Source organism: Bradyrhizobium sp. (genome assembly GCF_030693485.1).
Lineage (GTDB): Bacteria > Pseudomonadota > Alphaproteobacteria > Rhizobiales > Xanthobacteraceae > Bradyrhizobium.
In genome coordinates this window covers 1-13,698 of record NZ_JAUYAN010000185.1, presented here as the reverse complement: position 1 = coordinate 13,698, position 13,698 = coordinate 1, and the positions used below count along the sequence as shown (strand labels likewise).

The 13,698-nt window shown below is 62.2% G+C and carries 13 protein-coding genes; 5 read left to right on the top strand and 8 right to left on the bottom strand.

Annotated elements, in window-relative coordinates:
• Nucleotides 1-71: 71 nt before the first annotated feature.
• From Q8N40_RS13955 to coaD, 4 genes are read right to left on the bottom strand one after another with little or no spacing between them, the layout of a single operon-like run.
• A complete protein-coding gene (locus Q8N40_RS13955) occupies nucleotides 72-536 on the bottom strand; it encodes a peptidylprolyl isomerase (protein WP_305712230.1) in 465 nt (154 codons plus the stop codon).
• The gene (locus tag Q8N40_RS13950; protein WP_305712229.1) at nucleotides 512-952 is read right to left on the bottom strand and encodes a hypothetical protein; all 441 of its coding nucleotides are present in this window, start codon (nucleotides 950-952) and stop codon (nucleotides 512-514) included. Before Q8N40_RS13950 ends, Q8N40_RS13955 begins: the two co-directional genes overlap by 25 nt.
• A gap of 3 nt (nucleotides 953-955) precedes the next feature.
• A complete protein-coding gene (locus Q8N40_RS13945) occupies nucleotides 956-1,531 on the bottom strand; it encodes a peptidylprolyl isomerase (protein ID WP_305319614.1) in 576 nt (191 codons plus the stop codon).
• Nucleotides 1,532-1,556: 25 nt separating this feature from the next.
• Nucleotides 1,557-2,054, bottom strand: a complete 498-nt coding sequence (gene coaD, locus Q8N40_RS13940) for a pantetheine-phosphate adenylyltransferase (protein WP_305712228.1) — start codon at nucleotides 2,052-2,054, stop codon at nucleotides 1,557-1,559.
• A gap of 283 nt (nucleotides 2,055-2,337) precedes the next feature.
• Between coaD and Q8N40_RS13935 the strand changes: the two genes are divergently transcribed.
• The 5 genes from Q8N40_RS13935 (at nucleotide 2,338) to Q8N40_RS13915 (ending at nucleotide 8,505) form a co-directional block, all read left to right on the top strand.
• The gene (locus tag Q8N40_RS13935; RefSeq protein WP_304870017.1) at nucleotides 2,338-2,595 is read left to right on the top strand and encodes a hypothetical protein; all 258 of its coding nucleotides are present in this window, start codon (nucleotides 2,338-2,340) and stop codon (nucleotides 2,593-2,595) included.
• A 326-nt stretch (nucleotides 2,596-2,921) separates the two neighbouring features.
• On the top strand, nucleotides 2,922-3,167 hold the full coding sequence (locus Q8N40_RS13930) for a hypothetical protein (RefSeq protein ID WP_305712227.1): 246 nt from the start codon (nucleotides 2,922-2,924) through the stop codon (nucleotides 3,165-3,167).
• Nucleotides 3,168-3,264: 97 nt separating this feature from the next.
• Nucleotides 3,265-3,669, top strand: a complete 405-nt coding sequence (locus Q8N40_RS13925; RefSeq protein WP_305712231.1) for a FixH family protein — start codon at nucleotides 3,265-3,267, stop codon at nucleotides 3,667-3,669.
• A gap of 208 nt (nucleotides 3,670-3,877) precedes the next feature.
• Nucleotides 3,878-5,314, top strand: a complete 1,437-nt coding sequence (locus tag Q8N40_RS13920) for an efflux RND transporter periplasmic adaptor subunit (RefSeq protein ID WP_305712226.1) — start codon at nucleotides 3,878-3,880, stop codon at nucleotides 5,312-5,314.
• Entirely contained in the window at nucleotides 5,311-8,505 is a 3,195-nt protein-coding gene (locus Q8N40_RS13915) for an efflux RND transporter permease subunit (RefSeq protein ID WP_305319610.1), read from the top strand. Before Q8N40_RS13920 ends, Q8N40_RS13915 begins: the two co-directional genes overlap by 4 nt.
• A gap of 130 nt (nucleotides 8,506-8,635) precedes the next feature.
• Here Q8N40_RS13915 and Q8N40_RS13910 read toward each other — a convergent pair whose 3' ends face one another.
• The 4 genes from Q8N40_RS13910 to Q8N40_RS13895 all read right to left on the bottom strand — a co-directional run bounded on the left by Q8N40_RS13910 (nucleotide 8,636) and on the right by Q8N40_RS13895 (nucleotide 13,156).
• Entirely contained in the window at nucleotides 8,636-9,097 is a 462-nt protein-coding gene (locus tag Q8N40_RS13910) for a GNAT family N-acetyltransferase (RefSeq protein ID WP_305319609.1), read from the bottom strand.
• A gap of 49 nt (nucleotides 9,098-9,146) precedes the next feature.
• On the bottom strand, nucleotides 9,147-11,888 hold the full coding sequence (gene gyrA, locus Q8N40_RS13905) for a DNA gyrase subunit A (protein WP_305712225.1): 2,742 nt from the start codon (nucleotides 11,886-11,888) through the stop codon (nucleotides 9,147-9,149).
• Between the two features lie 205 nt (nucleotides 11,889-12,093).
• Nucleotides 12,094-12,492 (bottom strand): DUF2306 domain-containing protein, encoded by a 399-nt coding sequence (locus Q8N40_RS13900; RefSeq protein WP_305319607.1) that lies wholly within the window; start codon nucleotides 12,490-12,492, stop codon nucleotides 12,094-12,096.
• Between the two features lie 163 nt (nucleotides 12,493-12,655).
• On the bottom strand, nucleotides 12,656-13,156 hold the full coding sequence (locus Q8N40_RS13895) for a single-stranded DNA-binding protein (RefSeq protein WP_305319606.1): 501 nt from the start codon (nucleotides 13,154-13,156) through the stop codon (nucleotides 12,656-12,658).
• Between the last annotated feature and the right edge of the window lie 542 nt (nucleotides 13,157-13,698).

Genomic DNA, 13,698 nt, shown 5'->3' with positions numbered 1-13,698 from the left:
CACCCCGGCTCGTATCTCGCTGCGCTCAATGCGAGCCGACCCTCCCCCTCCAGGGGAGGGTGAAGACCGGCCTACTCCGCGTCCAGCGCCATGCGGGCCTTGACGATCTTGTCCGGGTTCTGCACCGGCTCGCCGCGCTTGATCTTGTCGACGTTGTCCATGCCCTCGCTCACCTTGCCCCACACCGTGTACTGGTTGTTGAGGAACGAGGCGTCGTCGAAGCAGATAAAGAACTGGCTGTCGCCGGAATCCGGGCTCGCGGCGCGCGCCATCGAGGTGGTGCCGCGGACATGCGGCTCCTTGTTGAATTCCGCCTTCAGCTTCTTGCCGGAACCGCCGGTGCCGGTACCCTGCGGGCATCCGGTCTGCGCCATGAAGCCCTCGATCACGCGGTGGAACACGATGCCGTCGTAAAAGCCTTCACGCACCAGTTGCTGGATCCGGGCGACGTGGCCGGGAGCGAGGTCGGGACGCATCTCGATCTTGACGGGGCCCTGGGTGGTTTCGAGGATCAGAGTATTTTCGGTGTCAGCCATGCTCGGTGCTCTCTGGGTTTGGGTGGGATTCTCTTGCTGGTTCTGAAGGGGATGGCGAGCGGCCGGCCGGCGATGGCGCCGCCCAGTGCTTCGGTAAATGGCAATGGCGTGCAGCGTTGCAACGCCTCCATCACGGCCACGCGGTAGATCAAACGGTCATTGTCGCTGGCGTGTTCCGATTCATGGGTGATTCTCGGACGTCCTGTAATTGCGCCCTCGCGGTTGAAGCTGACAACCACGGTGATGTCGATCGGGCTGGCGCGCGAGCGCGGCGGCGGTTTCCAGCAGGAATGCAGTTTGGCGAAAACGTCCCTGATGCTGTCGAGCCGGGCCGGCTGGCCGTGCGCCGATCCGGTCCACAAGGGCAGCAGCAGCGCCGCGGCAAACCAGAGAACCGGTTTGCGATGCGGCGCCATCGCCTACTTGATGTCGGATGCGACTTGCACCTTCACCATCTTGTCGGGGTCGGTCACCGCCCCGCCCGACGATCCCGGCGGCGCCTTCTTGAGCTTGTCGACCACGTCCATTCCGGACACCACTTCGCCGATCACGGTGTACTGGCCGTTGAGACTGGAGCCCTCGGCGAACATGAAGAAGAACTGCGAGTTGGCGGTATCGACGCTGTCGCCGCGCCGCGCCATGCCGACCACGCCGCGAGTGAACGGCACCTTGGAAAACTCCTGCTTCAGGTTCGGATATTTCGAGCCGCCGGTGCCGTTGAAATTCTGGCCGTCGCCGGTCTGCGCCATGAATCCGTCCATCACCCGGTGGAACGGCACGTTGTTGTAGTAGCCCTCGCGCGCCAGCGTCTTGATCCGCTCGGCATGCTGGGGCGCAATGTCGGTGCGCAGCTTGAACACGATACGGCCCTTGGTGGTGTCGATGACAATCGCATTCGCCTTGTCGAGGCCCGCGGGCAGCGGTTGCGCGATCGCGGGGGCCACGCCGATCGGCGCGGCGAGCAGGCCAAGAATTAAGCCAAGAATTCGGATCATGATAACTCCGGATCAGAGATAAAGCTCAGGTGGCGAATTTGGTCTTGAGGGAGGCTGCAACCTCCGGCGGGACGAACGCCGAGACATCGCCGCCCATGGCAGCGATCTGCCGCACCAGTGTGGCGGTGATCGGGCGGACCGCCACCGACGCCGGCAGGAACACGGTGTGCACCCCGGGCGCCATGGTTTCGTTCATGCCCGATATCTGCATCTCGTAATCGAGGTCGGTGCCGTCGCGCAGGCCCCGAATCATGATAGTGGCCCCGGCCTTCTCGGCCGCGGTGACGGTCAGACCGTCATAGGTGGTGCAATCGAACGCGCATTGGGCGGCGGCGGCGACCGGGGCGAACACCCGCTCGACCATTTCCAGCCGCTCCTCGGTCGAAAACAGCGGTTTTTTGCCGGGATGGACCCCGATGGCGACGATCAGACGGTCGCACAGCCCGACGGCGTGCCGGACCACATCCAGATGTCCATTGGTGACGGGGTCGAATGAGCCGGGATACAGCGCGATACGGGGCATAAAACCCTCTACCCCGCCCCGGCCAACCCCGCAAGCCGGGGTTGGTTCCAGCCCGCCGGCCCAAATCGCGGGTTTTTATATTCCGTCAGCCAATGAACCCGTTCGGGGGTCACCGCGTCTTCTGAGCAGGCAGGCAATGTTTCATCGCCCCGGCGGCGACGAAACAAAACTCCCGCGGGAAGAAACCATTTTGGCTGATGGCGAAGACATCCGGAAACCGGCTCTGGCTATCCATTAACCAACGAAACGGCGGGCCGAAAAGGCCCAGTGACAGGGGACCGTCATGATCAAGACTTTTTCAGCCATCGCCATCGCCGCGCTCATCGCAGGCGCGCTGACCGTTCTTCCCGGCTTTGCTCCGCAGGTCGAAGCCAGCGTGCCGGTAGCCCTCGCCAAGGGCGACCGCCTGGACATCAAGCAAATCGGCCCCAACTGCTCGCAGCAGGCCTGGCCGAACTTCGAAGCCGCCTGCCTGCGCATCGCCGGCAAGAAGACCATGATCCGGGAAGCCCGCCTGGTCACCGCCGACCGCACCCCATAACGAATTCAGCTGCCAGGTTGCTCTGGTTCGAGGTCCCCGGGATGCCCCCCGGGGACCTCATCGATTCCGGGGTACGGGGCAGCCAACGGGAAGCCGGCGGCATAATGGGGTGATGCCACGAGCGAAGCGGCTATCATTCGAATGTACCGGAAATTGTAGCGACTATGTGAACCGATGGTCCTTTCCAAGGTTTGCGGCATGTGTGATGTTGGGTCATGAACCTTCGCCTACACATCGGTCGCCTGCTCGCGGTCTTTGTAATCGTTGGGCTGGCTGCTGCGCCGCTGATCACAACGGCAACCGCAAAGCGGCTGCCTGCAGGCGAGATGAGCGACATGGCCGCGATGTCCGGGGATATGCCGTGCTGCCCGGACGGACAAAAGAGCAATGGCTGTCCGGATTGCCCGCTCGTCGCGATGTGCATGCTGACCATCGCCCAGGCGGAACCGTCGCCGACCAACAGCCTCCAGATTTCCTTCCAGGCCCGCCCGTTGGCCTTCGCTCTGGTCGACTTTGTGGCCGAGGGCCTGATGGGCGCCCCTCCGGACCATCCTCCTCGAATCCTGACCTGAGCGGCGTCATCACGCCGTCTGCTTCCGCGCGATTTCAGGGCCGTGCGGAAAACGCATGCCGTCGTTCGCGGCACATCAGGACATCGAGGATTGCCATATGAAGAACTGTATCTGGGCGTGCTGCCTCCAGGCAGCGCTGATCGACGTTGCCATCATCGGGTCGGCCACGCACGCGTACGCCGACATCAAAGACTACGAATTCCGACTGGTCGATCAGACCGTCAGGAAGGGCGACGCGGTCATTTCGGTCCGCCTCGTCCATAAGCCAGACGGCAAGCCCGTGCCAGATGCGGTCATTTTCGCGACGCGTCTGGATATGGCTCCTGACGGCATGCAGGAGATGGCGACCAAGATGGCGTCCATGCCGAGTACCGAACCCGGTGTTTACAAGTTCAAAGCCACCTTGAGCATGGCCGGAGGCTGGCAGCTATCGCTTGGCGCAAAGGTGCAGGGCGAGACCGGTACGCTGGAAAACAAGCTCCTCTTAAAGGCGACGCCGTGATCCGCGCGGTCAGGATCACCCCGGTCGCTGCTAGAGCAACCGCAGCGGTGCTGGGGTTGTCTCCGGCAGCGGCTGATAGCCAGCCACTCCCCGGGACGACGATGGAAAGCGTCATCGCAAATGCGAAGCGCCTGAATGAGGCGTTGAGATTCAAAGTCGAGTTCCAAGCGAAGCACCCCGAGATGGATCGTCTGGCGGGAGGTTCGTTATGAGACGGCCAGTTGGCGCTGTATTCATTGTGTCCGCGATTCTGGCGGCCGGGATGGTCGGATTGGCCGTCGGGCGGTCAAGCATTCCGCTTCCCGGATGGCTTGCCGCCGTGCTCCCCGCAACGATAAAGGCAGATCCCCCCGCTCAGTCAGTGGCGACAGGACCCGTCATCTACTATCGCGATCCGGAAGGCCTGCCGGACTATTCTCCGACACCCAAGAAAACGCTCTCTGGAAAGGAATATTTAGCCGTCCGCGCCAGCGAAGACGTGAGTTTCGAGGAGAAGGCTCCAGAAGTAATGACCACGAAGGGCCGCGAGCGCGGCCGCATTCGGTTTTATCGCAATCCGATGGGTCTTCCCGACACATCGCCTACTCCGAAAAAGGATTCGATGGGGATGGATTATCTCCCCGTATATGAGGGCGAACAGGACGACGATTCCTCGGTCAAAGTCAGCGCGGGCAAGCTGCAGAAGGCGGGTGTACAAACCGAGGTCGCGGAGCGTCGCACCTTGAACACCATGGTACGCGCTCCCGGGACGGTGCAGCAGGACGAGCGACGGGTGTCCGTCGTTTCGCTGCGCTTCGAAGGCTTCATCGACACGGTCGGGAACGTCACCACCGGCGCGCGCGTGCATAAGGGGCAGCCGCTGATGCGGATCTACGGTCCCAACCTGTCGAGCGCAGCTGCGGAGTATCTGTCAGCGCTCAATGCGCGACCCGACGCGGGCATCACCAATCAGGCGCTGAAGGGCGCGCGCCGGCGCCTTGAAAACCTCGGCGCGCCGGATGCGTTCATTGCCGATATGGAGCGTACGCGTGAAATTCCGGTCTACATGACCTGGCCCGCGCCGCAGGACGGAGAAATCATCGAGCGCGCGGCCGTTAATGGCATGCGGGCCGCGCCTGGCGATGTCCTGTTTCGGATTGTCGATCATGGGGTGGTCTGGGCTATGGCCGACGTTGCCGAGCGTGATATTGCGCTGCTTGCGGTTGGCCAGAAAGTCACCGTGCGTCCGCGCGCTTATCCGGATCGCCCCTTCGCCGGGAAGGTCGCGGTAATCTACCCGCGCTTGATGGCAGAAACACGGACCGCGCGGATCAGAATTGAATTGCCAAATCCGGACCAGTTGCTGCGGCCGGACATGTATGCCGAGGTGGAAATCACCACTGGGACGGAAGCTCCTGTTGTAACCGTGTCTGCCAGCGCGGTCATCGACAGCGGGGAACGGCAGATTGTGCTTCTCGACAAGGGCGAAGGACGTTTTGAACCGCGTGCAGTGAAGCTTGGGCGGCGAGGCGACGGTCGCGTCGAGATCCGGGAAGGCCTCGCTGAAAACGACAGGGTGGTCGTCTCCGCGAACTTCCTGATCGACGCCGAAAGCAACCTCAAAGCCGCGCTCAGAGGTCTGGATACCGGCGAGAAACCGCAATGATCGCCCGGCTCATCGACTGGTCCGCCCGCAACCTGATGCTGGTCCTGATCGGTGCGGTCTTCGCTGCGGCCGCCGGGGGCTATGCACTGAAAAACTCGGCGCTGGACGCGATTCCCGATCTCTCCGATACCCAGGTCATTGTCTATACCGACTACAAGGGTCAGGCACCGCAGGTCATCGAGGATCAGGTGACCTATCCGCTGACGACGGCCATGCTCAGCGTTCCAAAATCCAAGGTGGTACGAGGATTTTCCTTCTTTGGCGCATCGTTCGTCTACATCATTTTCGAGGACGGCACCGATATCTATTGGGCGCGCTCGCGAGTACTCGAGTATCTCAATGCAGCTGTGCGCAAGCTGCCGAACGGCGTAACGCCTACCCTGGGGCCGGATGCGACCGGTGTCGGATGGGTCTATCAGTATGCGCTGCAGTCCAAGGACAAATCGCTGGCTGACCTGCGATCCCTGCAGGATTGGACCATCCGCTACGGCATTGCCAAGGCCGAGGGCGTCGCCGAAGTGGCAAGCGTCGGCGGCTTCGTCAAGCAATACAACATCGTCGTCGATCCGAACCGGCTGCGGTCGCTGAACATTCCGCTTGCTAAAGTACGCGATGCGGTGCGCGGCAGCAACATGGACGTCGGCGGACGAACCGTCGAGCTGTCGGAATTCGAGTTCATCGTGCGCGGACGTGGCTATGTCAAAAGCCTATCCGATCTTTCAAACGTTGTGCTGAAGGTCGACAAGGGAACGCCTGTTCTGCTGAAGGATGTGGCGCGGATCGAGCTGGGACCGGACGAGCGACGAGGCATCACCGAGCTCAACGGCGAGGGCGAGGTTGCAAGCGGCATCGCACTGCAGCGATTCGGCCAAAACGCGCTTGACGTGATCGATAATGTGAAGGCGCGGCTTGCCGACATGGCATCGGCCCTGCCGAAAGGCGTCGAGATCATTCCGGTCTATGATCGGTCGAACTTGATTCACGACGCGATCGAGACGCTGAAGCGGACGCTCACGGAGGAGAGCATCGTCGTGGCGCTCGTCTGTATCGTGTTCCTGCTGCATGTGCGCAGCGCCCTCGTCGCGATCGTCATGTTGCCGGTCGGAATTCTGATGGCGTTCGCCGCCATGAAATTGCTGGGTATCGGCTCGAACATCATGAGTCTTGGGGGAATAGCGATTGCAATCGGCGCCATGATCGACGGAGCCATCGTCATGATCGAGAACGCGCACAAGCATCTCGAACGCGCTCCGCCCGACAAGCCGCGGCTCGAAGTTTTGATTGAAGCGGCGAGCGAGGTCGGCCCGGCATTGTTTTTCAGCTTGCTGATCATCACGGTGTCGTTCCTGCCGATCTTCACCATGGAATCGCAGGAGGGCCGTTTATTCAGCCCGCTCGCCTTTACCAAGACGTTCGCGATGGCCGCCGCAGCGATCCTGTCGATCACTCTGGTCCCGGCTCTCATGGTGTTGTTCATTCGCGGGAAGATCATCCCGGAACACAAAAACCCGATCAATCGGTTCCTGATCTGGGTCTACCGGCCCCTGATCCAGCGGGTGTTGAAAGCCAAGACACTGACGATCGTTCTCGCGCTTGTCGTCTTGACGGTCAGTGTCTGGCCGGCCAGGCAGCTCGGGACCGAGTTCATGCCAAGCCTCAACGAAGGCACGCTGATGTACATGCCGACGACGTTGCCTGGCCTCTCGGTAACCAAGGCGGCCGAGATCTTGCAGACCCAGAACAAGGTCATCAAGGCGTTTCCCGAAGTTGAGTCGGTCTATGGCAAGGCTGGGCGGGCCGAGACCGCGACCGATCCGGCTCCCACCGAGATGTTCGAGACCGTCGTCAATCTCAAACCGAAGCAACAGTGGCGGCCGGGCCTGACGCTCGACGGTCTGATCGCCGAGCTGGACGGGGCGTTGCAATTTCCCGGCGTCTCCAACGCCTGGACCATGCCGATCAAGGCCCGCACCGACATGCTCGCGACCGGCATCCGTACCCCGGTCGGCATCAAGGTACTCGGTAAGGACCTCGTCGAAATGGAGAAGCTGGCACGGCAGATCGAAACCGTCGTAAAGGCCGTTCCAGGCACATCGAGCGCCTATGCCGAGCGGGTGATCGGCGGCTACTATCTTGACGTCGTACCTGATCGCGAGGCGCTGGCGCGCTACGGCCTCATGATCAGCGATGTGCAGGACACGGTTTCGTCCGCCCTTGGCGGCGAGACAATCACGACGACCGTAGAGGGCCGTGAGCGTTATGGTGTCAATCTGCGCTACCCGCGCGATCTGCGCAGCGACCCGCAATCGATCGCGCGCGACGTCCTGGTGGCCATGCCGGGCGGCGGGACAGTCCCGCTGGGCGAGATCGCCGCCATCACGCTGACGCGCGGCCCGACGACGATCCGGACCGAGAACGGGCAACTCGCGGTCTACATTTTCGTGGATATCCGCGACCGTGATCTGGGTGGCTACGTGACCGACGCCAAGGCGGCCGTTGCCGCCAGCGTGCAATTTCCACCGGGAAACTACGTCGTCTGGAGCGGGCAATTCGAATATCTCGAGCGCGCCACGGCGCGACTGAAGATCGTGGTGCCGGTGACGCTGCTGATCATCTTCTTGCTGCTGTATCTGAATTTTCGGCGGCTGACCGAGACGCTGATCGTGATGCTGTCGCTACCGTTCGCTCTCGTCGGCGGACTGTGGCTGATGTGGTGGCTCGGGTTCAACGTGTCCGTTGCCGTGGCTGTCGGTTTCATCGCCTTGGCAGGTGTCGCGACGGAGACCGGCGTCATCATGCTGCTCTATCTCGATCAGGCGATGAAGGAGATTCACGCCAAACGGCAAGCGGAAGGCAGGCCGTTCACGCGCGCAGACCTGAACCAGGCCATCATGCTCGGCGCGGTCGAACGGGTGCGGCCGAAAATGATGACGGTGATCGCCATCATGGCCGGCCTCATTCCGATCCTCTGGAGCACCGGCGCCGGTTCTGAGGTCATGCAACGCATCGCGGTTCCGATGATCGGTGGCATGATCTCCTCGACGATCCTGACGCTGGTCGTGATTCCGGCGGTCTACGCTTTGATCAAAGGAGTTGGATTGCCCCGCGCACCGAATACGGCAGTTGCAGCGGAACGGGGGCAGGAGCAGATTGCAGCCGCCGGCGCACACCGTACGCAGGCAGCGGAATGACGGAAGCGCGTATTTGTCAGGAGGCGGTCCTGGCGATCTCACCCCAAGCGACATCCCCGCGATCCAATCGAGCCCTCGACGCCGTTGGAACGGCCGGCGAAAGATGCCTGTGCGTCGCCAACGCGCGGCCCTATCTCGCCAGCGCCTTGGACATGATTGCAATTTTCAGTTGGTGGTGATGCGAATACTCCATCAGCTCCCACCCCAGGCCGGCGTACAGTTTCTCGCTGCTCGGCGTGAACAAATGGATCCGGTCGAAGCCCATCTCGGCGGCCGCACGTTCGACCCTTCCGACCAATGCCGAGGCAACTCCCCTGCCCCGATGCGGCAGATCGACATAGACGCTCGACAGCCATGGCGACAGCTGCGGATGGGTGATGGTCTGGCGCACCAGCGAGGCGGATCCCAGCAATGAATCATCGTCAAGCGCGATGAAGGCGGTCGGCAAGTCGGACTTCTGCAGCGCAGCCGTCAATCGCTCGACATAGCGCTCGAACGAGTTGGACGGATTCAAATAGCCAAACTCGGCGAAATGCCATTCGGCCAATCGCGGCAGATGGGAAACGTGATCCGCGAGATACTCAATTCGCAAACGACAGTCCTCATCTGCCTGTTGGGCAACGGCGGCGGAACGGCGAATGCTATTCGCTATTCGCGCTTCCATTGCCATTCTCGGTGTCCTCACCGATGTGCTCGACCGACACCACATGCTCGTCCTCGGCGGTGTCGAACACGATCACGCCCTGGGTCGAGCGGCCGGCGACCCGGATGCCCTCGACCGGACAGCGGATCAACTGACCCTTGTCGGTGACCAGCATGATCTGGTCGCTATCCTCGACCGGGAACGACGCCACCAGCTTGCCGTTGCGGTTGTTGACCGACATCGCGACGATGCCTTTGCCGCCGCGTCCCGTGGTGCGGTATTCGAACGACGAGGTGCGCTTGCCGTAGCCGTTGACCGACACCGTGAGCACGACCTGCTCCTGCGCCGACATCTCGATATAGCGCTCGGAACTGAGCTGTATGGCCCCGGAGGTCTCTTCGGCTTCGGTTTCCGCGGTTTCAGCGCCGTCTTCGGCGGCGGCTTCGCCCGCCACGGCGCGGCGCATCTTCAGATAGGCCGTTCGCTCGTCCGACGCCGCCTCGACATGCCGCAGGATCGACAGCGAAATCAGCCTGTCGGCCTCGGGCAATGCGATGCCGCGAACGCCCATCGAGGTGCGGCCGGAAAATACCCGGACGTCGGTGACGGGGAAGCGGATGCACTGGCCGCCGGCGGCGGTCAGCAGCACATCGTCATGCTCGGTACAGATCTGCACGTCGACGATCGCCTCGTCCTCGTCGAGCTTCATGGCGATGATGCCGGAACGCCTGACGTCGACGAAATCCGACAGCTTGTTGCGGCGGACATTGCCGCCGGTGGTGGCGAACATCACGTCGAGATTGGCCCAGGAGGATTCGTCCTCGGGCAGCGGCATGATGGTGGTGATGCGTTCGCCCTGCTCCAGCGGCAGGATGTTGATCAGGGCCTTGCCGCGACCGTTCGGCGCCGCCACCGGCAGCCGCCAGACCTTCTCCTTGTAGACCTGGCCGCGCGACGAGAAGAACAGCACCGGCGTATGCGTCGAGGCGACGAACAGCCGGCTGACAAAGTCCTCGTCGCGGGTCTGCATGCCGGAACGGCCCTTGCCGCCGCGGCGCTGCGCCCGGTAGGCCGACAGCGGCACGCGCTTGACGTAACCGGCATGCGATACGGTGACCACCATGTCCTCGCGCTGGATCAGGTCCTCGTCCTCGACCTCATCCTCATGTTCGATGATTTCGGTCTTGCGCGGCGTGGCGAATTCCGACTTCACCGCGGCGAGTTCATCCTTGATGATGGTCTGGACCCGGGCGCGCGAACGCAGGATTTCCAGGTAGTCGGCGATTTCCACCGCGAGCCTGTCGAGTTCTTCGCCGATCTCGTCACGGCCGAGCGCGGTCAGGCGCGCCAGACGCAAATCGAGAATGGCCTGGGCCTGTTCGAACGACAGCCGTGCGGTGCCGTCCTCGGCGAGCCGATGACGGGGATCGTCGATCAGGGTGATCATCGCCGCCACGTCCTTGGCCGCCCAGTCGCGCGACATCAGGGTATCGCGTGCGGCGGCGGGATTGGGCGAGGTACGGATGACGTGAATGATCTCGTCGATGTTCGCCACCGCGATCGCGAGACCGACCAGGATGTGGGCGCGGTCGCGCGCCTTGTTGAGCAGGAATTTGGTGCGCCTCGTCACCACCTGTTCGCGGAACGCGACGAAGATCGTCAACAGGTCCTTGAGGTTCATCAGCAGCGGGCGGCCGGCGTCGAGCGCCACCATATTGCAGCCGAAATTGGTCTGCAGCGGCGTGAACCGGTAGAGCTGGTTCAGCACCACTTCGGGCACCGCGTCGCGCTTCAGCTCGACCACGACGCGAATACCGTCGCGGTCGGATTCGTCGCGCAGATCGGAAATACCCTCGATCTTCTTCTCGCGATGCAGTTCGCTGATACGGGCCACCATGGTGGCCTTGTTCACCTGGTAGGGAATTTCCGTGATGACGATGGCTTCGCGGTCCTTGCCGTAGGGCTCGAACCTCACCTTGCCGCGCATCACGACCGAGCCGCGGCCGAGATGATAGGCCGAGCGGATGCCCTGACGTCCGAGAATGATGCCGCCGGTCGGAAAGTCCGGTCCCGGAATGATAGTGTTGAGATCGTCGATCGACAGCGCGGGATCGTCGATCAGTGCGACGCAGGCGTCGATCACTTCGCCGAGATTGTGCGGCGGAATGTTGGTGGCCATGCCCACGGCGATGCCGCCGGAGCCGTTGACCAGCAGGTTCGGGAATTTGGCCGGCAGCACCCGCGGTTCGCGGAACGCGCCGTCATAGTTGTCCTGGTAATCGACGGTGTCCTTGTCGAGATCGTCGAGCAGCAGTTGCGCGATCTTGGTCAGGCGCGACTCGGTGTAGCGCATCGCGGCGGCCATATCGCCGTCGACCGAACCGAAATTGCCCTGGCCGTCGATCAGCGGCACGCGCATGGAGAATTCCTGCGCCATGCGGACCATCGCGTCATAGACCGACTGGTCGCCATGCGGATGGTATTTGCCGATCACGTCGCCGACGGTGCGCGCCGACTTGCGGTACGGCTTGTTGTATTCGAACCCGTTCTCGGACATCGCGAACAGAATCCGGCGATGCACCGGCTTCAAGCCGTCGCGCGCATCCGGCAGCGCCCGCGCCACGATCACGCTCATGGCGTAATCGAGGTAAGAACGTTTCATCTCGTCGAGGATGGATACGGGGCGAATATCCGAAGGCGCCGGCGGTTCGCCGGGCTTCTCATCTTCAGGTTCAGACAAAGGGGAAATCCGGTCAGTTTTGGCTCAGAATCATATAGCGTATCGAAGCCTTTCTAACCATCCCAAAGTGCCGCGCGCCAGTGGTTTTTCCCTTCGTTTTTTCATGGACTTAAGGGCGGGTTGATGCAGCCCGCCGGGCCTGCGAATCCAACCGCCGGAAGCGGGTGAAAAAGCCGCCTTCCCCCCACCACCTTTTCGCAATTTTTCAGGATCCGAACAGGACCTGGTGCATCAGCCGGCCGGGCACCAGCGTGAACAGCCCCGCCAGGATCAGCGCGCCGGCATAGATCGAGATCATCGTGATCTTGTGGGCGCGCACGCGGCGGGCGCGGGCTGCGACCACCGCCACCACCAGCATGATCGGCGTGAACACCGAGATCAGGTGGATCGGGCTCCACGGCCCCCACAACCGGATGCCGTGGATCAGGAACGACGAAGCGCTGATCACCAGCATCAGCACGACCCAGACCCATCCCAGCGTCCGGTGCGGCAGCGTGCCCTTCGGCGCGGCAAGCTGAACCCCGCCGAGCACGAAAGCCGCCAATGCGGCGAAGGCGTGCAGCTGGATTTCCGGAGCGGCGGCGAGCAGCGGAGCGAGCGACATCTGAAACACCTGCAAGACATGGGTCCGTGCTAGATGTAATGAGTATTTACATCTATCTTTCCACCGTCAAGTTTATTTGCAGAATGTCCCAAAACGCATCATGGCCGGGACTGCTGGAGCCCGGCCATGGTGTAAGCCGATCGTGTTGCAAATGGTGCCGCGATCAGAACGGAATGTCGTCGTCCATGTCGCTGTTGCGCCCGCCGGCCGCGACCGCGCGGCGCGGCGCCGCGCTGGAGGGACCGCCGGAGCCGAAATCGCCGCCTCCGGATTCATCCGGCCCGAAGCTGGCACCGCCGCCGGCGCCGCCGCTGCGGCCATCGAGCATGGTCAGCGTCGAGTTGAATCCCTGCAGCACGACTTCGGTCGAGTATTTCTCGACCCCGGCCTGGTCGGTCCATTTGCGGGTCTGCAGCGCGCCTTCGATGTAAACCTTGGCGCCCTTCTTGAGATACTGCTCGACGATCTTGCAGAGCGGCTCGGAGAAGATCACCACGCGGTGCCACTCGGTCTTTTCCTTGCGCTCGCCAGTGGCCTTGTCGCGCCAGGTTTCGGAGGTCGCCACGCTGAGATTGGCAATCGGCCGCCCGTCCTGGGTTCGCCGGATTTCCGGATCCTTGCCGAGATTTCCGACCAGAATCACCTTGTTTACGCTTCCCGCCATCGCCGCTCTCCACTCCTGGAATGTACTGAATTGTCCGGATCCGCAGGCTGCCGGCTGAATTCCGGGACTGCCTTCAGGACCATGCTTGGGACCACCTTGAAACCGACCCTATACGCTCGCCGCCGCCGTGCGCCCTTCGATCGCGCCGCGACCGCAGGGTTATCCACATATAGCATTCCCGCCGCGAGCGTTCCAGTTTTGTTCTTGATGTCGCTAAGATTGTGTCGTCGTAGCGGTATCCAGGCACGGCCAAGTCGCGTAGGCCCGAAAGTTCCATTCGAGTTCCCTATTTCCGTAAGCAAATCACTAATTTCCGGCGATTCACTTCGCAGCCGAGTGTTGCATTCCGGAGACGGACTTTTCTGCGGGATCGATTATGGTCGTTTTTGGAATTGAGATGATCGGGCGGTCGCCCCGGAAATTCAAAACCGCTTCGGGACCAAAGGAAGCGGATTAAACTGGAGAACTGAGATGAAGAAGTTTCTGCTGGGTACGGTTGGTTTGGTTGCGCTGAGCCTGTCGGCTCCCGCCTCGGCTGCCGA

Bases quoted from the DNA above. Each gene is read 5' to 3' on its own strand.
- Q8N40_RS13955 (WP_305712230.1), bottom strand. From the start codon at position 536: ATGGCTGACACCGAAAATACTCTGATCCTCGAAACCACCCAGGGCCCC.
- Q8N40_RS13950 (WP_305712229.1), bottom strand. From the start codon at position 952: ATGGCGCCGCATCGCAAACCGGTTCTCTGGTTTGCCGCGGCGCTGCTG.
- Q8N40_RS13945 (WP_305319614.1), bottom strand. From the start codon at position 1,531: ATGATCCGAATTCTTGGCTTAATTCTTGGCCTGCTCGCCGCGCCGATC.
- coaD (WP_305712228.1), bottom strand. From the start codon at position 2,054: ATGCCCCGTATCGCGCTGTATCCCGGCTCATTCGACCCCGTCACCAAT.
- Q8N40_RS13935 (WP_304870017.1), top strand. From the start codon at position 2,338: ATGATCAAGACTTTTTCAGCCATCGCCATCGCCGCGCTCATCGCAGGC.
- Q8N40_RS13930 (WP_305712227.1), top strand. From the start codon at position 2,922: ATGAGCGACATGGCCGCGATGTCCGGGGATATGCCGTGCTGCCCGGAC.
- Q8N40_RS13925 (WP_305712231.1), top strand. From the start codon at position 3,265: ATGAAGAACTGTATCTGGGCGTGCTGCCTCCAGGCAGCGCTGATCGAC.
- Q8N40_RS13920 (WP_305712226.1), top strand. From the start codon at position 3,878: ATGAGACGGCCAGTTGGCGCTGTATTCATTGTGTCCGCGATTCTGGCG.
- Q8N40_RS13915 (WP_305319610.1), top strand. From the start codon at position 5,311: ATGATCGCCCGGCTCATCGACTGGTCCGCCCGCAACCTGATGCTGGTC.
- Q8N40_RS13900 (WP_305319607.1), bottom strand. From the start codon at position 12,492: ATGTCGCTCGCTCCGCTGCTCGCCGCCGCTCCGGAAATCCAGCTGCAC.
- Q8N40_RS13895 (WP_305319606.1), bottom strand. From the start codon at position 13,156: ATGGCGGGAAGCGTAAACAAGGTGATTCTGGTCGGAAATCTCGGCAAG.